Consider the following 24,324-nt stretch of genomic DNA (forward strand, 5'->3'; position numbering starts at 1 on the left):
ATAAAAAAAGTCCCAAATTGGGACTTTTTTTTATACAATTAGATTTCAGAATTAATCATTCATTGAAATCAAAAACTCTTCGTTATTTCTAGTCTTTTTGAATCGGTCATTAATGAAATCCATTGCTTCCACAGGATTCATATCGGAAAGATATTTACGCATAATCCACATACGTTGTAAGGTTTGTGCATCTAATAATAAATCGTCTCTACGTGTACTTGAAGAAGTTAAATCAATTGCAGGGAAGATACGTTTGTTTGCAATTTTTCTATCCAATTGCAATTCCATATTACCAGTTCCTTTGAATTCTTCAAAAATTACCTCATCCATTTTAGAGCCTGTTTCGGTCAAAGCCGTAGCGATGATACTTAACGAACCCCCATTTTCTACATTACGAGCCGCTCCAAAAAAGCGTTTCGGTTTTTGCAATGCGTTGGCATCAACCCCTCCACTCAACACTTTTCCAGAAGCAGGTTGCACGGTATTGTATGCACGAGCTAGACGAGTAATCGAATCCAAAAGAATAACCACGTCATGCCCACATTCTACTAATCGTTTTGATTTTTCTAAAACAATATTTGCAATTTTAACGTGTTCTTGTGGTTCTCTATCAAAAGTAGAAGCAATCACTTCTCCACGAACACTACGTTGCATATCGGTCACCTCTTCTGGACGCTCGTCAATCAAAAGAACAATCAAATAAACTTCAGGATGATTGGCTGCAATCGCATTGGCAATATCTTTTAACAACATTGTTTTACCTGTTTTAGGTTGTGCCACAATCATACCGCGTTGTCCTTTTCCTATTGGAGAAAACAAATCAATAATTCGGGTAGAGATGGTACTTTGTTTTTCAGCCAATTTGAATTTTTCTTTTGGAAAAACAGGTGTTAAATGCTCAAATGAAACTCGGTCGCGAACAACTTGCGGGTCATGTCCATTAATTTTTAATACGCGAACCAATGGAAAGAATTTTTCTCCTTCTTTTGGAGGGCGAACCACACCTTTTACAGTATCTCCTGTTTTTAAACCAAACAATCGAATTTGAGAAGTCGATAAATAAATATCATCTGGCGAAGCCAAATAATTATAATCAGAAGAACGTAAGAAACCATAACCATCTGGCATCATTTCTAACACTCCTTCACTTTCAATAATTCCGTCAAATTCATAATCAGAGTGACCAAAATTATTTTTCTTATTCTTTTGGTTGGGATTCTGATTTTGATTGCCGTTTTGATTTGGGTTTTGATTTGGGTTTTGATTTTGTTTATTTAACTGATTCGGATTTTCTTTTTTAATAACGGGAGTAGTTTCTACCACTTCACTTGCTGAGTTTGTTTCCAAAGGCAATTCAAGCTCACCTTCATTTTGTTTAGATTTTACTTTGTCTTTTCTAGCTAGCTTTTGTTCATAAGCCAACTTGTTAAACTTAACAGCTTTAGGACCTTTATTATTCAAAATTTCAGATGAGTTTTCTTCTGATTTTGAATTCAAAATAACCGCTGTATCTGCATCACTTTCTGAAGAAGTTACTGAAGCTGTTTCTTTTTTTGCTAAAGTTATTCGTGCTCTTTTGGGTTTTTCAGTATTCTCTACTTTTGGAGAATTTTCAGCAACTGTAGTTTTGGTTTGATGCTCTAAAATTTGAGCAATCAAATCATCTTTTTTAACACCGTTAATTTTTATTGTTTTAGCCAATTTAGCTATTTCTTGAAGCTCAGAAAGCTTCATTTCTTTTAATGTAGAAATATCAAACATGAAATATTCTATTAGATTAATTTAGTTTTTGGAAATGGAAGTGTGAAAAACAAAAGGTATTTTTTAGAGTTGACCGCAAATGAAGTGCTTACGGATTTGTGATGCAATAATACGAATATTTTTTAATCGCACAATAGTATTTTTAAAAAAGAAACTATATTTTTGTAGAAGAATTAAAAACAATGATACAACGAATTCAAACATTATATTTACTTCTTGTTTTTGTAATTACAGGAGTGTTACCATTTGTCTTCCCTTTGTGGACAACGGCTGATGGCAAACAATTTCTATTCATACAAAATCAATTGTATGTAATTCTTTTTGGATTGAGTACTACGCTTACTCTTTTAAGTATCATTTCATATAAAAAGAGACAAAATCAATTTGTAATTGGCAGATTGAATATCATATTAAATTTAATTTTATTAGGATTATTTGTTTATCATTCACTAAACTTATCCGGAGAAACTCCTGTAGTTTCTGAGAAGGGTATTGGGATGTTTCTACCTATCTTGGCTATCGTATTATTAGGTTTTGCTAATAAGGCCATCAAGAAGGATGAAGATCTTGTAAAATCTGTGGATCGATTGAGATAAACCTATAAACTTAGTTTATTAGTGCGACGAAAACCCGAATGGTAACCATTCGGGTTTTTCATTTTTATTTGTATCTAAAATTAAGTCTTATTTTTAATCATTTTTCTTACATTTGAAAAATAATAAGAGCCCAATCCTTATGAACAACACAATAAAAATATACTTGGCAGATGATCACCAAGTACTTCTCGATGGAATTCAATTTCTCCTAAAAATGATTCCAGACTTTGAAATCGTTGGATTTTCATTAAACGGAAAAGACCTATACAACAAAATAAGCTTAACACAAGCAGATATTTTAATTTTAGATCTCAATATGCCTGATAAAGACGGAATTGAAATTATTAAAGAATTCAACGAAAAAAAATGCTCCTGCAAAATAATTGTTCTATCTAGTTATGATGATTTAAAACTAATCAGAGAGGTCATGAAATTAGGGGCTAATGGCTATCTCACAAAAAGTTGTGCTGGAGAAAATATTATAGAAGCTATTTATTCCGTTTATAAGGGCGAAGACTATTTCAGTAACTCTGTTCGTGAAAAGATATTTTATTCTGTAACCAAAGACAATATTAAAATTAATAAAGAAATATCGCTCAAAAATTTCATCTTAACCGAAAGAGAATTAGAAATTATTACACTCATTGCATTAGAATTAAGTGGCAAAGAAATTAGTGACAAATTGTTTATTAGTACCAATACGGTAGAAACACATCGAAAAAATATTATGAAAAAGATTGGCGTCAAAAATACTATTGGATTAGTTAAATACGCCATCAAAAACAATATAATCAACACTTAATATCCTAGACTTACTATTTATGTTCCCAAAAAACTGGTTTTTCTATTTTTTAATTACAACTATACTCTTAAATAGTGATTATAGCATTGGTCAAGGAAACTTAACAGCCAAGGAACAATTATCAAAAGAATTAAAGATAGCCATTCGGCTAATGAGAAATGGCAATTACGACAAGTCTTTGATTAAATGTCGTAACATTTTAAAAAAGGCCATCCCCCTACACGACAATGATTTAATTGCATCGACCTACAATACTATTGGTGGTAATTTTGATTTATTTTCGGATCCGGAAAAATCTTTTTATTACTATAACAAAGGATTAATTTATGCTGAGAAAACAACTAATTTCAAGCTAAAAAATCTGTTTCACAACAATCTTGGAAATATTTATTGTTTTGATAAAAAAGAATACATAAAAGGAATTTACCATTATAAAAAATCACTAGAATACAGCAATAAGGCAAGAGATACCTTTGAATTAGTCCTTACTAATCTCAATATTGCGTGGGCTTATTTTGATATTAATGAATTTGATCAAGGTTATCCCTACTTAAATTTTGTAAACCAATACCATCAAAAACATGGAAGTGAATTAACTGAAGTTGCTTTAGCCATGCTCAATGCGATTTACTTTAGCGACAAAAATCAAAAATCAAAAGCAATAACCTATTATAAAAAAGCAATTGCATTAGGAAATGCTGGAAATGAAAAATTTGATTTAGCTTTAACTCATCAAGAATACGCTAAATTCTTAACAAAAATCGGACGGTATAAAGAAGCCTATGAACATTTAGTTTTATACAATAGTATTACAGAACAAATCGATAACCAAGAAAAACTTCACAAAGTAAAACAAGAAGGTTTCAACCTAGAAATCGAAGAATACAAACGTGAAATTGAACGAATTGAATCAGAATACAACGCAAAACAAAAACTTTTAATTGCAGAACAATCTATTGCTAAAAAAAAACTAAGCATTCTTATAGTCATTATATTTATTGGAGGAATACTTTTTTATTTTTATGTCCAAAATTCAAGACTCATTCAGAGAAATAGATTCAACTCGTTACGGAATAAAATCCAGCAAAATATTATTAATGCAAATTTATCTGGGCAAGAAACAGAAAGAAAAAAAATAGCTTCTTTTTTACATGACAACATTAGTGCTCTTCTCTCCTCAGCAGGATTACATCTTGCTGTTTTAAGCAAAAAACATGTTGACACAGATGAAGAAATCAGTAAAACAATACTTTTACTTAAAGAAGCACATGATAAGGTCCGAGATTTGTCTCATGAATTAATTCCTTCCCTTTTAGTTCGTTTTGGACTTTTCTATGCTCTAGAAGATTTATGCGAAAAAAATTCTAATTCAAGCATATCTTTTGAATATGAATGTTGTATTACCAAAACAACTCGATATTCTGAAGAATTTGAACTCAAAATTTATTTTATTATTACTGAACTTATCAACAATATAAACAAACACAGCGGAGCGACTATCGGGAAAATTTTTCTGGAACAAAATGATGATTCTATATTAAAAATCCAAATTATTGACAACGGAGTGGGATTCAAAACAGATCCTAAACATTTTCTTGAAGGATTTGGTATTAACCAAATTAAAGCAAGAGTAAATGCTATGAAAGGAAAATTAATCATTGACTCTAAATTAGGTATGGGTACTATCATCACAATACAAGTCCCCATAGAATAATTATACTCTTTTTTCTATTTCAATAATTTCTAAATCTTTGATAGCATCTCCTTCAATTACAAATCGTAACATGGTTCGTACCTGATGAAAACCACTTTTACCAGCTGCACCTGGATTCATGTGTAACAAATTGTGTTTTTTATCAAATTGCACTTTTAAAATGTGGGAGTGTCCACAGATCAATAATTTAGGAGGATTTTGTACCAATTCGGAGCGAATAGCCGGGTTGTATTTTCCTGGATAACCGCCAATATGAGTAATCCAAACCGAAACTCCTTCACACAAAAACCGGTTGTGTAACGGAAACTCTAACCGAGCATGAGCATCATCGATATTACCATAGACTGCTCGTAGCGGTTTGATCTTTTTAATAGCATCGGTTACTGCTAAATCACCAATATCTCCTGCATGCCAAACCTCATCCGCTTGAGCGACATATTTTAGAATAGTGCCGTCAATATGGCTGTGTGTATCAGAAAGTAAGAGAATTTTTTTCATGTAACCCAACTAATTCGGCCAAAGTTACTATTTATAGGGCGATAAAAAAAGCCTTGAAGAACTTCCCTTTTGAGGCTTTGCCCAACCTAAAAACTTTGTACCTTTGGGACTTCAACTTTGTAACGATTCAACTTGAGATATTTTATACATTTAGCGTATAACGGGACACCCTATCATGGCTGGCAAATACAGCCTAATGCAGCCTCTGTTCAAGAAACCTTGAACAAAGCATTTTCCGTCTTGTTACAGTCTGAAATCAATTTAATGGGAGCAGGACGCACCGACACGGGGGTCCATGCCAAAGAAATGTATGCTCATTTTGATTTCGAACCTTCTTTTGATATTCCGAACTTAGTCCATAAACTCAATTCTTTTTTGCCAAAAGACATCGTGATTTACGATATTATTCCCGTTCACGATGAAGCACATACTCGATTTGATGCCTCCAAAAGAACCTACGAATACCACATTCATCAAGTAAAAAATCCATTTCTAGAGGAATTAAGTTGGTATTTCCACCAGCCTTTGGATGTTGATTTAATGAACCAAGCAGCACAATTATTATTTAACTATACTGATTTTGAGTGTTTTTCTAAAGTCAATACCGATGTAAATACGTTTGATTGTACTATTTTTGAAGCACATTGGACTCGAGGTGTAGCCAATCAAGAAAGCAACCAACTTGTATTTACGATTTCAGCCAATCGTTTCTTGAGAAACATGGTACGTTCTATCGTGGGAACGCTAGTCAATGTTGGTTTACACAAAATCACATTAGACGATTTTACAAAAATTATAGAAAGTAAAAGCAGGGAAAAAGCAGGATTCTCGGTTCCGGCACACGGACTGTATTTAACTAAAATAGAATACGATTACATTAGTCAATAGCTTAAACAAATATGAAAGCAAAAGCATTCGATACTCGATTATTCAAACGAATTTTAAAATACACTAAACCCTATCAATTGCGGTTTAGAGGAGTTATTGTATTTGCTATTTCTCTCTCTGTTTTTGCAGCTTTACGTCCGTATTTGTTAAAACAGACGGTAGATGAATACATAAAACCCCACGATCATCAAGGATTACTACTATACATCTCGATGATGGGAATTGTACTTTTGGCAGAGGTTTTTTCACAATACTATTTTGTGTATTGGGCCAATTGGTTAGGGCAAGATATCGTAAAAGATATTCGAACCAAATTATTCAAGCATCTTTTAAGTTTTAGAATGAAGTATTTTGACCATGTGCCTGTGGGACAATTAGTAACTCGTTCTGTATCTGATATCGAAGCGATTGCGCGCATCTTTAGTCAAGGCCTTTTCATGATTATTTCTGATTTGATGAAAATGGTGGTAGTATTGGTTTTCATGTTTTATATGAACTGGAAATTGACTTGGATTGTAATTGTGGCAATGCCTATTTTGGTTTTCTTTACCCGAATATTCCAACGCAAAATGCAGGTGGCTTTTGAGGAAGTACGAACCGAAATTGCCAACATGAATTCCTTTGTGCAAGAACGTGTTACAGGAATGAAAATTGTACAATTATTCAACCGAGAAGATATTGAATTTGACAAGTTCAAAAACATCAACGATAAACACAGAAAAGCGTGGATTAAAACAATTCTGTACAACTCGATCTTCTTCCCTATTGCCGATATTATTTCGTCTTTAACCTTAGGATTCATTGTCTTATATGGCGGTTTCAAAATTTTAAACGGAGATGCTTTTACCACTTTTGGTGATTTATTTTCGTATACCATGTTCATCGGAATGTTGTTCAATCCGTTGCGTCAAATTGCAGATAAATTCAACGAAATGCAATTGGGAATGATTGCTGCCAATCGTGTTTTTGACATTTTGGACACCCAAGATCAAATTCAAGATACAGGAACGATTGAAGCACCTATTTTCAAAGGGGATATTGAATTTCAAGATGTGCATTTTGGCTACATTCCAAACGAAGAAGTCATTAAGGGAATTGATTTAGAAGTCAAAGCAGGTCAAACTATCGCCATTGTAGGCTCTACAGGAGCTGGAAAATCAACTATTATCAATTTATTGAATCGTTTTTACGAAATCAACAGTGGAACAATTTGCATAGACCACCATAACATCGAAAATTATACTTTGGATTCCCTGCGCAAGCAAATTGCAGTAGTTTTACAAGACGTTTTCTTGTTTGCAGATACCATATACAATAACATTACGCTCAATAATCCGACGATTTCTCGCGAAGAAGTTTTGGCTGCAGCCAAAAAAATTGGCGTACACGATTTCATCATGAGTTTACCTGACAATTATGATTTTGATGTGAAAGAGCGAGGTGTAATGCTGTCTTCTGGACAACGTCAACTGATTGCTTTTTTACGTGCTTTCGTAAGCAATCCAAGTATTTTAATTTTGGACGAAGCCACCTCTTCTATCGACACCTATTCAGAAGAATTGATTCAGCGCGCTACCGAAACGATTACCGAAGGCCGAACTTCTATTGTTATTGCCCACCGATTAGCCACCATTGTCAATGCCGATAAAATTGTGGTAATGGATAAAGGGTTAATTGTGGAAGAAGGTACGCATCAAGAGCTAATTAATAGAGAAACTGGTTACTACAAAAATTTGTACGATTCCCAATTTTCAGTAGCTAATTAAGAGCAAATAGGGTTTACATTCTGTTGCTTTTTTTTAAATTTTGTTAGTTTTTGACTTTCTGGGTTTGAAAATTTCACAAAACAGAATAAATCCTTAAATTCGCAGCATCAATTAATATAGATAAACTTATACACATGAAATACGATATTATAGTTTTAGGAAGTGGACCTGGAGGATATGTTACTGCCATCAGAGCCTCTCAATTAGGCTTTAAAGTAGCTGTAATCGAAAAAGAAAATCTAGGTGGAGTTTGCTTGAACTGGGGATGTATCCCAACGAAAGCGTTACTTAAATCAGCTCAGGTTTTTGATTATTTAAAACACGCTTCTGATTACGGATTGACTGTTTCATCTTTTGATAAAGATTTCTCTGCGGTAGTAAACCGTTCAAGAGGAGTGGCTGAAGGAATGAGCAAAGGAGTGCAATTCTTGATGAAAAAGAATAAAATCGACGTTATTGATGGTTTTGGTAAAATCAAACCAGGCAAAAAAGTAGATGTAACTGATAAAGACGGTAAAGTAACAGAATACAGCGCAGACCATATCATTTTGGCTACTGGAGCACGTTCTCGCGAATTACCAAACTTACCTCAAGATGGTGTAAAAGTAATTGGATACCGTCAAGCAATGACTTTGCCAAAACAACCAAAATCTATGATTATCGTAGGTTCTGGAGCTATTGGAATTGAATTTGCACATTTTTACAACTCAATGGGAACAGAAGTGACTATTGTGGAATTCATGCCCAACATTGTTCCTGTTGAAGACGAAGACATTTCAAAACAGATGGAACGTTCTATGAAGAAAGCGGGTGTACATATTATGACCAATTCTTCTGTAGAAAAAGTTGATACTTCTGGAAAAGGCGTAAAAGCATTTGTTAAAACAGCTAAAGGAGAAGAAGTTTTAGAAGCTGATATTTTACTTTCTGCTGTTGGTATTAAAACTAATATTGAAAACATCGGTTTAGAAGAAGTAGGTATTGCTACTGATAGAGATAAAATCTTAGTTAACGCTTACAATCAAACGAATATTCCTGGTTATTATGCCATTGGAGATATTACTCCTGGGCAAGCTTTAGCTCACGTAGCTTCTGCTGAAGGTATTAATTGTGTGGAAAAAATCGCAGGATTACATGTTGAACCTATTGATTACGGAAACATTCCAGGTTGTACCTATGCTACTCCAGAAATTGCTTCTGTTGGTTTAACTGAAAAAGCAGCAAAAGAAAAAGGATACGAATTAAAAATTGGTAAGTTCCCTTTCTCAGCTTCAGGAAAAGCAAAAGCGGCAGGAGCGGCAGATGGTTTTGTAAAAGTAATTTTCGATGCCAAATACGGAGAATGGTTAGGATGTCATATGATCGGTGCTGGAGTTACAGATATGATTGCAGAAGCGGTTGTAGCTCGTAAATTGGAAACAACAGGACACGAAATCTTAAAAGCAATTCACCCACACCCTACTATGAGTGAAGCGGTAATGGAAGCTGTAGCAGATGCATACGGGGAAGTGATTCACTTGTAATCAACACTTTTTGTTTATTATAAACCCCGTTGGAATAATTTCTTCGGGGTTATTTTTTTTAATTACCTTTATTCAACACAAATAAAAAATAACATTATGCAATACAACAACATTTTAGAAACTATTGGCAACACGCCTCATATCAAAGTGAATCGCCTTTTTGGTGAGAACAAAAACATTTGGATTAAACTCGAACGTGCTAATCCCGGTGCAAGTATCAAAGACAGAATCGCATTAGCCATGATTGAAGATGCTGAAGCAAAAGGATTATTGCAAAAAGACAGCACCATTATTGAAGCCACTTCTGGCAATACTGGAATTGGTTTAGCCATGGTAGCAGCCGTAAAAGGGTATCGATTGATTTTGGTAATGCCTGAATCAATGTCGGTAGAACGAAGACGTTTAATGAGTATTTACGGTGCTGAATTTGTGCTTACACCTCGTGAAAAAGGAATGAAAGGCGCAATTGAAAAAGCACAAGAATTGACTGCTGAAATTCCTCACGCTTGGTCTCCACTTCAATTTGAAAATCCTGCTAATATTGAGGTACATAAAAAAACTACCGCGCAAGAAATCATCAAGGCTTTTCCTAACGGTCTAGACTATTTGATTACAGGCGTTGGAACAGGCGGACACATAACAGGTTGTGCTGAAATTTTAAAAGCACATTTTCCTAACTTACAAGTATTTGCTGTAGAACCTGAAGCCTCACCTGTAATTAGTGGCGGCTCACCAGCTCCCCACCCTATTCAAGGTATTGGCGCTGGATTTATCCCAACTAATTTACATACTGAAGTATTGAACGAAACCATTCAAGTAAGCAAAGACGAGGCTTTTAACTATGCCCAAAGAGCCGCTAAAGAAGAAGGAATTTTATTAGGTATTTCATCGGGAGCCTCTTTAGCAGCTGTAGCCAAAAAAATAAGTGCGATTCCAGCAGATGCAACTGTACTTACTTTTTGCTATGACACGGGAGAGCGTTACTTGAGTATTGAAGGATTATTTGAATAAATCTAACTATTCTATATAACATAAATCCGATTGTTAAAAAACAGTCGGATTTTTTATATTACAAATTCAGCTCTATTAAATGATTCGTAAAACATTATAAAAATTCCGTATCTTTCGTAGATATGAATTAACCACTAACCTACCAAACTATGAAATGGAAAGCTGCATTGAGTTTAATCATTTGCATTACCTCTTTTGCTTATTCTCAAAAAATAGATGAAGAATCCGCAATCAAAAAATTATTAGAAAAAGAATCCGCTACATGGCGCGCAAAAGATGTTGAAGGTCATAAAAAGTGTTGGCACATTCAACCTTATAGTAGAATCTTAGTCTCATTGCCTAATGGACAAACCATAGACGTTCCTCCTACGGCCATGCAAAATGAAAAACCAGAAAGTATGGGAAATGGTGGATTTGCAGTAAACTCCAATTACAAAATGAGCATCAACAAAAATAATGCTTGGGTAAGTCATGAAGAACTATCCACCGATGCAGAAGGTAAACGAACTTGGTCTTATGAAATTCGACTATTAGAAAAAATCAAAGGGCAATGGAAACTAGTAGGACAATCACTTCATATTTATAAAAAAGAATAATATAGTATCAAATTTATTCCTATTTTTATACCAATTAGTGCCAATTAACTCCAAAATACAGTCATGAAAATAGCTCTTTTTTCAAACGAATTTCCACCTCATATTTATGGTGGAGCCGGTGTACACATTGATTTTTTAAGTCAAGAATTGGCCAAATTAGGCGAAATAGAAGTCCGTTGTTTTGGAGAGCAATCGGAGAATAATGCGAATATGCATATACAAGGCATTAGCGCTTGTTTGAACAAAATGGAAGAACCTTCCAATTCGCATATCAAAATGTTTCATAATTTGAGTCGAAATGTGGAAATGTCGCAAGCTACTCCTCAAGCAGACATTATTCATTGCCACACTTGGTACACGCATTTGGCAGGCGTTTTCACTCGCGAATTATTACAAGTTCCATTGATTTTAACTACACACAGTTTAGAAACACATCGTCCTTGGAAAGTGGAGCAATTAGGCAACGGTTATTTTCTGTCCCGTTGGATTGAAGATACCGCTTACAAAACTGCCGACGGTGTCATAGCGGTAAGCGAACAAATGAAACAGGATGTTATCGAAGCCTATAATGTAGCTCCCGAAAAAGTAACGGTGATTCACAACGGTATTGATCCTGAATTTTACCAACCTACATTTGACCAGAGCCTTTTGTTAGAATACGGCATCAATCCTAACATTCCTTTTGTTTTATTTGTGGGACGAATCACCCGTCAAAAAGGCATTTCGCAACTCATCAATGCTGCAAAGTATTTCACTCCAAATTGCCAAGTTGTACTTTGTGCTGGAGCGCCAGACACCCCCGAAATTGCAGCTGAAACAGAAGCTTTAATCAGTGAATTACAATCGCAACGAGAAGGTGTTATCTTAATTTCAGAAATGCTACCTCGCGAAAAAATAAAAGTACTTTATAGTCATGCTCGAGTGTTTGCCTGCCCTTCTTTATACGAACCTTTTGGTATCATCAATTTAGAAGCAATGTCTTGCGAAACTCCCGTTGTTGGGAGTGCTGTTGGAGGTATTCCTGAAATCATCGTGGAAGGTGAAACAGGTCATTTAATTCCGCTAGAAAGTGTTTCGAGAACCGATTTTAATCCGGCTCGACCTGAAGAATTCCAAAAACAATTTGCGGCAAAAATTAATATTATACTTGAAAATGAGACTTTGGCTATCCAAATGGGAAAAGCAGGTCGCAAAAGAGTTTTAGAAAAATTCAGCTGGGAATCTATTGCTAAAACAACTTTCAACTATTATCAAGAAGTAATCAATCGCTTTGAAAAAGAAAAAGCGTAAAAACTTATCTTTGTTTAAAATTACAATTTCATGCAACATATCATAGATCGATTCATCAGTTATGTCACTATTGACACCGAATCTGACCCTAATTCAACAACTACACCAAGTACCCAAAAACAATGGGATTTGGCCAATAAACTAGTCGAAGAACTAAAAAAAATTGGACTTCAAGATGTAAGTATTGATGACAAAGCCTATATCATGGCAACACTTCCTAGTAATGTAGAACATGAAGTACCTACTATTGGATTTATTTCCCATTTTGATACTTCTCCTGATTTTTCGGGTGCCAATGTAAAACCACAAGTCATAAAAAATTATGATGGTGGAGATATAGTATTAAATGCAGATAAAAACATTGTTTTGTCTCCAAAATATTTCAAAGATTTAGTACAATACAAAGGACAAACCTTAATCACTACAGACGGAACTACTCTTTTAGGTGCCGATGACAAAGCTGGAATTACTGAAATTATTACGGCTATGGAATACCTTATTCAACATCCTGAAATCAAACACGGTAAAATACGAATTGGTTTCACCCCAGATGAAGAAATTGGACGTGGAGCGCATCATTTTGATGTAGAAAAATTTGGCGCTGATTGGGCCTACACTATGGACGGAAGTCAAGTGGGAGAATTAGAATATGAAAATTTTAATGCGGCTGGAGCCAAAATTACGTTCAAAGGAAAAAGTGTGCATCCAGGCTACGCCAAAGGAAAAATGATTAACTCGATGCTGATTGCTAATGAATTTATCAATGCATTACCTAAAGGTGAAACTCCCGAAGAAACCAGAGGTTATGAAGGTTTTTTCCATGTACATCATCTCAACGGAAGTATTGAAGAAACCGTGGTAGAATTAATTATTCGTGATCATAATAAAAAGAAGTTTGAAAAACGCAAAGCTTTAATTACAAAAATCACACACAAAATCAATAAAAAGTTTGCCAAACAATTTGGAGAAGACATCGCCGTTGCTGAAGTAAATGACCAATACTACAATATGAAAGAAAAAGTGTTACCCGTAAAACACATTGTAGATATTGCTGAGAAAGCAATGAAAGAATTAGGAATTAAACCCCTTATCAAACCCATCCGTGGCGGAACTGATGGTTCTCAACTGTCCTACAAAGGATTGCCATGCCCTAATATTTTTGCTGGCGGACATAACTTTCATGGAAAGTATGAATATGTTCCTGTTGAAAGCATTCAAAAAGCAATCAATGTCATTGTTAAAATTGCTGAACTAACTGCTCAACAATAATTCAACAAAAAAAGAGAGTGCCTATATTTAAGACACTCTCTTTTTTAGTATAAATTCTAAAACTATTTTTTATTCAAAGCAGCACTCATTTCCATTGAAATAGCTGATCGCTCCATTTTCAATTTCCCTGACATCGTTTCTACTACCACAGTAGTTTCTGCTAATTCCGCAATTTTACCGTGAAGACCACTTTTAGTAATGATTTTATCCCCTATTTTCAAGCTACTTTCAAATTCTTTCTCCGCTTTTGCTCTTTTTTGTTGTGGTCGAATCATGAAAAAATAGATTACTACAAACATTAATAAGAACGGCGCAAATTGACTTAATTGTCCCATAATTTTATTTTATTTTATTTTTTGTTACACGTATTACATCAAGCCTCTTCCAGCTTTGATCATTTTTTTATTCGTTTGAAATTCTTTTACTAAATTATCTAAAATTCCGTTGATAAAAATACTACTCTTTGGAGTAGAATATTCTTTAGCCAGTTCTAAATATTCGTTCAAGGTTACTTTTACCGGAATTGATGGAAATTTCAACAATTCGCAAATCGCCATTTTAAGAATAATTGTATCAATTTCAGCAATACGATCCATATCCCAATTAGGTGTTTTAGAATCAAATTCTTTAGCTAATTCTTTTTCGTTCAAAACCGTTTTCCTAAACAAGTCTTTAGCAAAATCTTTGTCTTCAGCGTCTTTAAACAATTTTGGCACTCTAAAACTATCGTCATCTGCTGATTGTATCGCTTTCAATTGTTTAACAATATGCGTATTTACAACCGGAATATCGTCAATCCAAGTTAACTTATCATCCTCTAAATACTCGTATAACTTTTCGTTTGGAACAATAATTTCAGAGAAAACATCAATCACAAATTGTTTGTCTTCTTCAAAAGTATTGACCGTATTACTCATGTATTTCGCATACAATTTACTTTCTTTCAACGAAGTTAAAAGTAAATTAATATAATCATCATGAATATTCCAATTGGTAATTTTTCTGTTTTCCAAAGCAATACTCAACGAATTATTGTCTTCCAATAATTGAAAAATAGTATTATTAATGAATTTGTTGTTGGGATTTCGTTCTTCTGGAGTAGCCAAATGTTTTTGACTAGATAAGTGTAAAAAGACCTTTTCTTTTTTTGCCATTTCAATTAAAGAAGAAAGCATAATCAGGTATAAATCTTGAATAGCATCGATGCTGTAAAATAGAAATTTTTCTTGACCTTCTATATTATCCGAACCGTTTTGGTGCATCGCATAAATGGATTGCATAACCTTAACGCGAATGTGTCTTCTATTTACCACTTTGTAAGAACTTTTAATAAATTAGACTGCAAAAGTAGGCATTTCATCCCTTAAAATAAAATTTAAATTCTTTTTTTAAACCTAAAAAAAGTCCGTTGTAAATCACCTATTTAATAGATAACTCATATTTTAACATCCGATTATTCTTTTTATTCCTGTATATTTGCTGAGCAAAAAGAGCAGCGATACAATGAAAGAATTAGGTTATTTAAATAAGTATTTCATCAAATATAAATTTAGTTTTTTACTAGGTATTGCAATTACTATTATTGCACAATTCTTTTCGTTATACACTCCTAAACTTATTAGTAAATCTCTTGCAGCTATTGAAGAATTTGATACACTTTCAGATTCCAAAAAAGCTTCAGCAACACTATTATCTCATTTTAAAAGTGAGTTAGTTACAAATATTCTATTAATTATTGGCACCACTATTATTGCGGGTTTTTTGACTTTTTTAATGCGTCAAACATTAATTGTAATGTCACGTCATATTGAATTTGATCTTAAAAACGAAGTCTTCAGACAATACGAAAATCTCTCGCAACAGTTCTACAAACAAAACAGAACAGGAGATTTAATGAACCGAATTAGTGAGGATGTTTCCAAAGTGAGAATGTATGTTGGACCTGCTGTTATGTACACCATCAATACTTTTATTCGCTTTGCCATTGTAATTGCGTACATGTATAATGTATCCCCTCGATTGACATTATACACCCTTTTACCTTTGCCAATTTTATCATATACCATTTTCAAACTCAGTTCGGAAATCAATAAAAGGAGTACTACTTTTCAGCAATATTTATCGAAAGTGTCTAGTTTTACTCAAGAAATTTTCTCCGGAATTCGAGTAATTAAAGCCTATTCTTTAGAAAATCAACACCAAAACAATATGATTGATTTGGCTAACGAAAGTAAAAACAAAAGTTTGGATTTAGCTCGAGTACAATCCCTATTTGGTCCATTAATGATGGCTTTGATTGGAATTAGCAACTTAGTGGTAATCTATTTTGGAGGACTGATGTACATGGAAGGTACTATCAAAAGTATTGGTACCATTGCCGAATTTATCCTGTATGTCAATATGTTAACTTGGCCGGTAGCCTCTTTAGGATGGGTCTCGTCTATGGTACAAGAAGCCGAAGCTTCGCAAAAACGTTTGAACGAGTTCCTGAAAATTGAACCTGAAATCAAAAACGCTAACCCAAATCATTCGACTATCGAAGGAAGTATTACTTTCAACAACGTAAGTTACACCTACGAGGATACTAATATTAAAGCCATTCAAAACATTTCGTTTTCTGTAAAAAAAGGACAAACGTTAGCTATTTTAGGCAAAACAGGCGCTGGGAAATCGACTATTCTTTCATTAATTTCAAGACTTCATGATGTAACCGAGGGAGAAATTACTATTGATGGAAGTCCAATACAAGCACTTAATTTATACGATTTAAGAAACAGTATCGGGATTGTTCCTCAGGATGCATTCCTATTTTCGGACAGTATCAAAAACAACATCAAATTTGGTAAAGAAGATGCCTCTGATTCAGAAATTGAATCGGCTGCAAAAAGTGCGGTAGTCCATGCTAACATAATAGGTTTCAACAACCAATACGACACTATTTTAGGCGAAAGAGGAATAACACTTTCTGGTGGTCAAAAACAACGCGTATCGATTGCAAGAGCTATTATTAAAAATCCTCCTATTCTACTTTTTGACGATTGCTTGTCTGCTGTTGACACCGAAACCGAAGAAGCTATTTTGAATAACTTAAACGAAATTTGTAAGAACAAAACAACAATTATAGTTAGCCACAGAGTTTCTTCTGCTAAAAATGCTGATCAAATTATTGTTATTGACGAAGGTAAAATTATCCAACAAGGTTCTCATAATCAACTAATAAATCAAGAAGGATATTATGCCGAATTGTATTTGAAACAACTTTCAGAAAAAGAATTGCTATAATTTTTTTGATTTATCAAATTATTTTTTCATTTTTGAATACCATATAAACCCTAAAATGAAGAACGGATTATGAGAGAAAATGACCTATTAGAAAAAGAAGAAATATTTTCAAAAGTTTTAAGAGCTGGCAGAAGAACTTATTTCTTTGATGTAAGAGCTACTAAAGCGGATGATTATTACATCACAATCACCGAAAGTAAAAAGTTCACAGAAGAGGATGGTTCTTTCCACTTCAAAAAGCATAAAATTTATTTGTACAAAGAAGATTTTGCAGCTTTTACTGAAATTCTTGGCGAGATGACTTCGTATGTTTTAAATAACAAAGGAGAAGAAGTAATTTCAGAAAGACATCAAAAAGATTTCAAAAAAGAACCTATTTCTGCAGAAGATACTGATGATGCAATTACTCCTAAAGTAACTAATTTCACAGACATCGACTTTGACGATATTTAATCAGATTAACATGAAATAAAAGCCCAAAATTTTTTGATTTTGGGCTTTTATTTATCTAATATTTAGCTGAAACACCTGGCTTGGGTAACGATTTTTGAATAAATTCTCTTAGATCATCAGTTCCTTTAATTAAATCTTCTTTTCTAAGATACATCATATGACCACTACGATATCCTTTCCAAGACATTCTGTCTTTTAACTTCCCACTAGGGTCCATTTGCCAAAGATTATATTTTGCATTAAAATAATCACATGCTCCATCATAATATCCTGATTGTACTAAAACATGTAAATATGGATTTTGAGCCATTGCTTGGCGCAAATTCTCAGCTGTTTGATCTCCTGAATTATCCCATGGATGTACTGGTCCAAACATATTATATTTTAAATCCGTTTTATAGCCCAAATTATTACGCATATAAATATTGATAGCAGGAGTAAAAGAATGTAGCCAAGAAGTTAATTCTGAGTTATAATCTGGATTATCTCCTGCATCTTTTCGATCAATCCCTTTGTAACGTGAGTCTAATCTACCTACTGTAAATCCTTTATCTCTTAATAATTCTTTCCAAAAATAATCCAATGGAACATCCAAATTATTTTGTAAAATTACTTTTTCATCAAGCCCTGAATAATAAGCCATTTTAGAAGCAATTTCTTTTCGCTTAGATTCTTCTAAAAATCCTCCTTTACTCAATGCAGGTATCAGTTCATTAATCGTGAAATTTTCTACTTCAGGCAACATTTCAGTTAAATCTTTAGATTGCAATTTTGAAGCAAGCCTTTTATGATACCAAGCTGTAGCGGCATAATACGGTAACCGTAAAGCTGCTTTTGAGACTACTCCTCTTTCTATACCTAAAGTAGTTGGTGAAACCAGAACAACTCCGTTCAAGTACATCCATTGACTATTTTGTAATTCTAACGCTAATCCAGAAACTCTTGTGGTTCCATAACTTTCACCTATAAGATATTTTGGCGAAGCCCAACGATTATTTCGACTAACAAACGTTTTAATCCATTCTGCAAGATACTTGACATCTGCATTCACACCAAAAAAAGTAGATTTTGGAGTTTCTTTATTCGTTATTCTAGAATAGGCTGTGTTTACTGGATTTACAAATACAATATCAGCTACATCTAAAATAGAATACGGATTTTCTTTTACCCCATAAGGCTGAATTGGATACCCTTCATCATCAATATTTAGCAAAGTAGGTCCTGTATAGGCAATTTGCATCCAAACAGAGGCCGAACCGGGCCCGCCATTAAAAGAAATCACCAAAGGACGACTCGCACGATCTTTTACATCTGAACGCTCATAGTAAGTATAAAATAAACCCGCAATCGTTTTACCATCTTCATCCCAAACGGGTATTGTTCCCGTTGTAGCTTGATACGGTACATTTTTACCTTTGATAATAGAAATGTGCTGTGTAACTACTTTTTCATCTGGATTGAATTTAATATTAGAAACTAAATTCTCAACTTTTTCAGGTAAAGTAGTAGTAGGAACTTCCGCTTTTTTAGGTTGATTTTGTGCATTACTCCAAAAGAAAGAACTTGTAATCACAAAAGACAACAACATTTTTTTCATAGTAATAGTATTAAACAGTTAAATATATTTCGATTAGATAAACAAATGTAAAATAAAACGGGAATAAATCATTCTATTCAAACAAGTTAAATACAGGTATAAAAAAATCCCAAAGCAAAGCTTTGAGATTTTAATACTAAATATTAACGATGAATTATTTTACATCCATCAACTCGACATCGAATATTAAAGTAGCATTCGGTGGAATTACACCTCCAGCTCCACGAGAACCATATCCTAAATGAGATGGTATTACAAAACGTGCTTTATCACCCACTTGCAACAAGGCAATTCCTTCATCCCAACCTTCAATAACATTACCTCTACCTAATGGGAATTCTATTGGTTTTTTACGCGCATACGAACTATCAAATACTTTTCCGTCTGCTAATTGTCCAGAATAGTGAACAGAAACTGTTTTTCCATTTTCTGCTTTTTTACCAGAACCTCTTTGAATAAATTGGTAACGCAATCCGGTTTCAGTTTTCTCAAAACCAGCCGCTAATTTTTCCATTTCAGCCTCAACAGCAGCACGTTCTGCCTCAATACGTTTTGCACGAGCACCTTCAAAAGTTCTAAAAGCTTCTACTGCATTCCATTGCTCAGCCTCTGCACCCACTCTAATTATTTCCAAAGTCTCCAAAACATCCCCTTGTGTCACAGCATCTACTACTTCCTGTCCTTCTACTACATGACCAAAAACAGTATGCTTACCGTCTAACCAAGATGTTGGAACATGAGTGATGTAAAATTGAGAACCATTAGTGCCAGGACCTGCATTAGCCATAGCTAAAACTCCCGGACGATCGTGTTTCAAACTCGGGTGAAATTCATCATCAAATTTATATCCAGGATCTCCTGTTCCAGTCCCCTGAGGACAACCTCCTTGAATCATAAAATCAGGAATTACACGGTGAAATGTTAATCCGTCATAATATTTTGTCCCTTGTGGTTTCACTTTGTTTTCCAAGTTACCTTCAGCCAAAGCCACAAAGTTTCCCACCGTTCCTGGCGTTAAATCGTGTGTTAATTTTACTAAAACCGACCCTTTAGTGGTGTTGAATTTAGCGTATATTCCGTTTTCCATTTTTGTTGATTTTTATTGAAGCGCAAAATTACAATAATAATATAGAAAAGGCAAAACTGAATTTATTTTATGGGCGTGACCTCCGCAAGAGCTCCGGTCGGGCTGTACGCTTTATCTTTTTTGGTAGTCTCGAGAGCCTCGACTACCTAAAAAGGATGTCGCTACCATCCCTCACGCAAATTCGTTTTTAAAATGACATAATCAATAATAAATACGCAAACTACAATTCGTATTTTTTTACATAACTATGTGAATAGTAAAATGTCTATCCCCATCTTTATAAAACTATCAAACCTATGCTTCCTTGTCTGCGGCATGCAGGTATGTGGTAAAAAAATAAAAGAAACAAGCCGTTTGATGTAATTAAAAAACACACTAAACTTTGTACCTTTGCCACTTTCCAACTTTGTTTTCATTAAAATGCGCATAGACATTATTACCGTTCTTCCTGAATTATTAAGAAGTCCTTTTGAAGCTTCAATTATGAAACGTGCCATCGATAAAGGCCTGGTAGAAGTTCACATTCATAATTTACGGGATTATACGACTAACAAACAAAAAAGTGTTGATGATTACCCTTTTGGCGGTGGCGCTGGAATGGTCATGACGATACAACCCATTGATGCTTGTATAACGCATTTGAAAAGTCAACGAGAATATGATGAAATTATCTATATGTCGCCAGATGGCGAAACACTAAATCAAAAAATGGCGAATACCATGTCGATGTACGAAAATATAATCATTTTATGTGGGCATTACAAAGGTGTTGATCAACGTGTGCGTGACCATTTTATCACCAAAGAAATTTCTATAGGCGATTATGTCTTGAGCGGTGGCGAATTAGGCGCTTTAGTACTATCTGATGCTTTAATCCGATTAATTCCTGGTGTTTTGAGTGATGAGACCTCGGCCCTAACTGACAGTTTTCAAGATGGTTTATTATCAGGCCCTATATACACTCGTCCAGCAGATTACAAAGGATGGAAAGTCCCCGAAGTATTAACCAGCGGTAATTTTGCCAAAATTGACAAATGGCGAGAAGAAAGGGCGTACGAACACACCAAAAATCGCCGTCCCGACTTATTAGAAGAATAATTCTTATTTTTTTATACATTTATAATTGATAATTCATAATTTATATTTAATTTCGCACCCGCATTAGACCAACCTCTGGCGAGAACCGTGAATGTTGCTCTATTTTAAACCATAATTAATATTATCATGGCAGATTTAATGAAATTCGTAAAAGACGAATTTGTAACAAGAAAAGATTTCCCAGATTTCGGAGCTGGAGACACTATCACAGTTTACTACGAAATTAAAGAGGGTGAAAAAACAAGAACTCAGTTCTTTAAAGGAGTGGTTATTCAAAGAAGAGGTTCTGGAACTACAGAAACTTTCACCATTCGTAAAATGTCTGGAGCTATTGGAGTAGAGCGTATCTTTCCAGTAAACTTACCAGCTTTACAAAAAATTGAAATCAATAAGAAAGGCGCTGTACGTAGAGCTAGAATTTTCTACTTCAGAGAACTTACTGGTAAAAAAGCAAAAATCAAAGATAAAAGAAGATAGTATTTTATCGATTTATTATAAAAGTCTCAACAATGTTGGGACTTTTTTTTTGCTAATTATAGAACTAAAAATTCTCAAATTAGGAATTTTACCCCCATAAAAATCACAATTTACAAATAAGGTGTGTAATCCCTGAAATTATTCGTTTTTATCGAACCCTACGAATCGTTTTTACATCTGATTTTCATATATTTGCCCCGCTCAAAAAACGAACTAAAACGTTTTAGTAGCAAAACCATAAATAGATTCGATTTTAAAAATAAAACAATGGCACAGAAATCCAAAATTTTTTACACGCTTACAGACGAAGCCCCTTTGTTAGCAACTTATTCTTTTTTACCTATCGTTCAAGCTTTTACTGCGACATCTGATATTGAAATTGAAACAAGAGACATTTCCTTAGCAGGACGAATTTTAGCTAATTTTCCAGAGTATTTGGCAGAAAACCAAAAAACAGGAGATGCTTTAGCTGAATTAGGTCAATTGGCTACAACCCCTGAAGCGAATATTATTAAATTACCAAACGTTTCTGCTTCAGTTCCTCAATTGAAAGCAGCCATTGCTGAATTACAATCCCACGGATATGCTTTACCTAATTACCCTGAAGAGCCTCAAAATGAAGAAGAAAAAAATGTAAAAGCAAAATATGCTAAAATATTAGGTTCTGCTGTAAATCCAGTGCTACGTGAAGGAAACTCAGATCGTAGAGCTCCAAAAGCAGTGAAAAATTACGCCAAAGCAAATCCACATTCCATGGGAGCTTGGTCGTCAACATCAAAAACACATGTAGCCTCAATGGAATCAGGCGATTTTTACGGAAGTGAAAAGTCTGTAACTGTTGCCGATGCTACAGATGTAAAAATAGAATTTGTTGGAAAAGACGGAAGTATTACTGTTTTAAAAGCAAGTACGCCATTAAAAGCAGGAGAAATTATTGACAGTTCAGTAATGAACTTGAACGCTTTAAAATCTTTTGTAGCTAAAACAATCAAAGACGCTAAAGAACAAGGGATTTTACTTTCTGTTCACTTGAAAGCTACTATGATGAAAGTGTCTGACCCAATTATTTTTGGTGCTATCGTTGAAGTATATTTCAAAGATGTTTTTGAAAAATATGCTGCTTTATTTGCTGAATTAAACATTGATACTCGAAATGGTTTAGGCGATGTGTATGCAAAAATTGTAGGACATGCACAACAAGCCGAAGTAGAAGCTGCCATCAATCAAGCTATTGAAAATGGTCCAGCTTTGGCTATGGTAAACTCTGAAAAAGGAATTACCAACCTTCATGTTCCTTCTGATGTAATTGTAGATGCTTCTATGCCAGCTATGATTCGTACTTCAGGACAAATGTGGAACAAAGACGGTAAACAACAAGATACTGTAGCTATTATTCCAGACCGTTGTTATGCGGGTGTTTATACTGCAACTATCAATTTTTGTAAACAAAATGGTGCTTTTGACCCAACTACAATGGGAAGTGTTCCTAACGTAGGGTTAATGGCTCAAAAAGCAGAAGAATATGGTTCTCATGATAAAACATTCCAAATCCAAGCAGACGGAGTGGTGCGTGTGGTAGATACAAACGGAAACGTATTAATGGAGCAAGCTGTTGAAGCAAAAGACATTTTCAGAATGTGTCAAGCTAAAGACGCTCCAATTCAAGACTGGGTTAAACTAGCCGTAAACAGAGCGCGTTTGTCCAACACACCTGCTATTTTTTGGTTAGACGAAAACAGAGCACACGATAGAGAATTAATCTTAAAAGTTCAAAAATACCTAAAAGACCACGATACAACTGGTTTAGATATCCAAATTTTATCTCCTGTAGCTGCTACTAAAGCTACTTTGGAGCGAATTGTAAAAGGGTTAGACACGATCTCAGTTACAGGAAACGTATTGCGTGATTATTTAACCGATTTATTTCCAATTTTAGAAGTGGGAACTTCAGCTAAAATGTTATCTATCGTTCCTTTGATGAATGGTGGAGGTTTGTTTGAAACAGGTGCAGGTGGATCAGCTCCAAAACACGTTGAACAATTCGTAGAAGAAGGCTACTTACGTTGGGACTCTTTAGGTGAATTTTTGGCTTTAGGGGCTTCTTTGGAGCACTTAAGTCAAACCTTAAACAATCCAAAAGCATTAGTATTAGCTGAAACTTTGGACGTAGCTACTGAAAAATTCTTGGCTAATGATAAATCACCAGCGCGTAAAGTAGGACAAATTGATAACCGTGGTTCTCATTTCTACCTTACTATGTACTGGGCAGAAGCTTTAGCGGCACAAGATAAAGACGCTTCTTTGAAAGCTACTTTTACTCCTATTGCAGCTGCTTTCATCGAAAACGAAGCTACAATCAATTCAGAATTAATTGGCGCACAAGGGAAACCACAAACTATTGGTGGTTATTACCAACCAAATCCTGAATTAACTAGTAAAGCAATGAGACCAAGCGAAACATTCAACGCTATCTTAGCAAAAATCGCTTAATACAATCTCATTACTAATAATTTAAAAAGGCAACTATGTAAAGTTGCCTTTTTTATTTTAACGTTTGTTTGAAAAATTTCTCACAACTTTTACTGAAATTTGCATTGCTTTTCAATATAATTATCA

At 34.4% G+C, this 24,324-nt stretch carries 21 protein-coding genes; 15 read left to right on the plus strand and 6 right to left on the minus strand.

Going from position 1 to position 24,324, the window contains the following annotated elements; genetic code table 11:
• Positions 1-51: 51 nt before the first annotated feature.
• A complete protein-coding gene (gene rho, locus MG292_RS10350; protein ID WP_264532806.1) occupies positions 52-1,761 on the minus strand; it encodes a transcription termination factor Rho in 1,710 nt (569 codons plus the stop codon).
• Positions 1,762-1,943: 182 nt separating this feature from the next.
• Here rho and MG292_RS10355 point away from each other — a divergent pair, with 182 nt between their 5' ends.
• The 3 genes from MG292_RS10355 (at position 1,944) to MG292_RS10365 (ending at position 4,873) form a co-directional block, all read left to right on the plus strand.
• Positions 1,944-2,357 (plus strand): DUF4293 domain-containing protein, encoded by a 414-nt coding sequence (locus MG292_RS10355; RefSeq protein ID WP_264532805.1) that lies wholly within the window; start codon positions 1,944-1,946, stop codon positions 2,355-2,357.
• Between the two features lie 139 nt (positions 2,358-2,496).
• A complete protein-coding gene (locus MG292_RS10360; protein ID WP_264532804.1) occupies positions 2,497-3,159 on the plus strand; it encodes a response regulator in 663 nt (220 codons plus the stop codon).
• A gap of 19 nt (positions 3,160-3,178) precedes the next feature.
• A complete protein-coding gene (locus tag MG292_RS10365; RefSeq protein ID WP_264532803.1) occupies positions 3,179-4,873 on the plus strand; it encodes a tetratricopeptide repeat-containing sensor histidine kinase in 1,695 nt (564 codons plus the stop codon).
• Here the strand turns inward: MG292_RS10365 and MG292_RS10370 are convergent, their stop codons facing one another.
• Positions 4,874-5,371, minus strand: a complete 498-nt coding sequence (locus MG292_RS10370; protein ID WP_264532802.1) for a metallophosphoesterase family protein — start codon at positions 5,369-5,371, stop codon at positions 4,874-4,876.
• 132 nt (positions 5,372-5,503) lie between these two features.
• Between MG292_RS10370 and truA the strand changes: the two genes are divergently transcribed.
• From truA to pepT, 7 genes are all read left to right on the plus strand, one after another.
• The gene (gene truA, locus MG292_RS10375; protein WP_264532801.1) at positions 5,504-6,259 is read left to right on the plus strand and encodes a tRNA pseudouridine(38-40) synthase TruA; all 756 of its coding nucleotides are present in this window, start codon (positions 5,504-5,506) and stop codon (positions 6,257-6,259) included.
• A gap of 11 nt (positions 6,260-6,270) precedes the next feature.
• The gene (locus tag MG292_RS10380) at positions 6,271-8,025 is read left to right on the plus strand and encodes an ABC transporter ATP-binding protein (RefSeq protein ID WP_264532800.1); all 1,755 of its coding nucleotides are present in this window, start codon (positions 6,271-6,273) and stop codon (positions 8,023-8,025) included.
• A gap of 134 nt (positions 8,026-8,159) precedes the next feature.
• Entirely contained in the window at positions 8,160-9,548 is a 1,389-nt protein-coding gene (gene lpdA, locus MG292_RS10385) for a dihydrolipoyl dehydrogenase (protein WP_264532799.1), read from the plus strand.
• Positions 9,549-9,644: 96 nt separating this feature from the next.
• Entirely contained in the window at positions 9,645-10,559 is a 915-nt protein-coding gene (cysK, locus tag MG292_RS10390) for a cysteine synthase A (protein ID WP_264532798.1), read from the plus strand.
• A gap of 149 nt (positions 10,560-10,708) precedes the next feature.
• On the plus strand, positions 10,709-11,155 hold the full coding sequence (locus MG292_RS10395; protein WP_264532797.1) for an endo-arabinase: 447 nt from the start codon (positions 10,709-10,711) through the stop codon (positions 11,153-11,155).
• 63 nt (positions 11,156-11,218) lie between these two features.
• Positions 11,219-12,445 (plus strand): glycogen synthase, encoded by a 1,227-nt coding sequence (gene glgA / locus MG292_RS10400; protein WP_264532796.1) that lies wholly within the window; start codon positions 11,219-11,221, stop codon positions 12,443-12,445.
• 30 nt (positions 12,446-12,475) lie between these two features.
• Positions 12,476-13,714, plus strand: coding sequence for a peptidase T (gene pepT, locus MG292_RS10405; RefSeq protein ID WP_264532795.1), 1,239 nt, complete (start codon positions 12,476-12,478; stop codon positions 13,712-13,714).
• Between the two features lie 62 nt (positions 13,715-13,776).
• Here the strand turns inward: pepT and yajC are convergent, their stop codons facing one another.
• A complete protein-coding gene (yajC, locus tag MG292_RS10410; protein ID WP_264532794.1) occupies positions 13,777-14,049 on the minus strand; it encodes a preprotein translocase subunit YajC in 273 nt (90 codons plus the stop codon).
• A gap of 33 nt (positions 14,050-14,082) precedes the next feature.
• Positions 14,083-14,994, minus strand: a complete 912-nt coding sequence (gene nusB / locus MG292_RS10415) for a transcription antitermination factor NusB (protein ID WP_264534586.1) — start codon at positions 14,992-14,994, stop codon at positions 14,083-14,085.
• 223 nt (positions 14,995-15,217) lie between these two features.
• On the opposite strand from nusB, the gene MG292_RS10420 reads away from it, so the two are divergent.
• Both MG292_RS10420 and MG292_RS10425 read left to right on the plus strand, forming a co-directional pair.
• Positions 15,218-16,996: an ABC transporter ATP-binding protein gene (locus tag MG292_RS10420; protein ID WP_264532793.1), complete on the plus strand. Its 1,779-nt coding sequence runs from the start codon at positions 15,218-15,220 to the stop codon at positions 16,994-16,996.
• Positions 16,997-17,065: 69 nt separating this feature from the next.
• Positions 17,066-17,449 carry a PUR family DNA/RNA-binding protein gene (locus MG292_RS10425; RefSeq protein ID WP_264532792.1) on the plus strand — a complete coding sequence of 128 codons (384 nt, stop codon included), beginning with the start codon at positions 17,066-17,068 and terminating at the stop codon, positions 17,447-17,449.
• Positions 17,450-17,504: 55 nt separating this feature from the next.
• Here the strand turns inward: MG292_RS10425 and MG292_RS10430 are convergent, their stop codons facing one another.
• Both MG292_RS10430 and MG292_RS10435 read right to left on the minus strand, forming a co-directional pair.
• Positions 17,505-19,046 carry a S10 family peptidase gene (locus MG292_RS10430; RefSeq protein ID WP_264532791.1) on the minus strand — a complete coding sequence of 514 codons (1,542 nt, stop codon included), beginning with the start codon at positions 19,044-19,046 and terminating at the stop codon, positions 17,505-17,507.
• Positions 19,047-19,200: 154 nt separating this feature from the next.
• Complete coding sequence (locus MG292_RS10435; protein ID WP_264532790.1) at positions 19,201-20,133, minus strand: peptidylprolyl isomerase; 933 nt, start codon at positions 20,131-20,133, stop codon at positions 19,201-19,203.
• A 420-nt stretch (positions 20,134-20,553) separates the two neighbouring features.
• Between MG292_RS10435 and trmD the strand changes: the two genes are divergently transcribed.
• The 3 genes from trmD to MG292_RS10450 all read left to right on the plus strand — a co-directional run bounded on the left by trmD (position 20,554) and on the right by MG292_RS10450 (position 24,198).
• Positions 20,554-21,231 (plus strand): tRNA (guanosine(37)-N1)-methyltransferase TrmD, encoded by a 678-nt coding sequence (gene trmD, locus MG292_RS10440; protein ID WP_264532789.1) that lies wholly within the window; start codon positions 20,554-20,556, stop codon positions 21,229-21,231.
• Positions 21,232-21,357: 126 nt separating this feature from the next.
• Positions 21,358-21,708 (plus strand): 50S ribosomal protein L19, encoded by a 351-nt coding sequence (gene rplS / locus MG292_RS10445; RefSeq protein ID WP_264532788.1) that lies wholly within the window; start codon positions 21,358-21,360, stop codon positions 21,706-21,708.
• Between the two features lie 267 nt (positions 21,709-21,975).
• Entirely contained in the window at positions 21,976-24,198 is a 2,223-nt protein-coding gene (locus MG292_RS10450) for an NADP-dependent isocitrate dehydrogenase (protein WP_264532787.1), read from the plus strand.
• The last annotated feature ends 126 nt before the right edge of the window (positions 24,199-24,324 follow it).

Origin of the sequence: Flavobacterium keumense (assembly GCF_029866485.1) — a bacterium.
Lineage (GTDB): Bacteria > Bacteroidota > Bacteroidia > Flavobacteriales > Flavobacteriaceae > Flavobacterium > Flavobacterium keumense.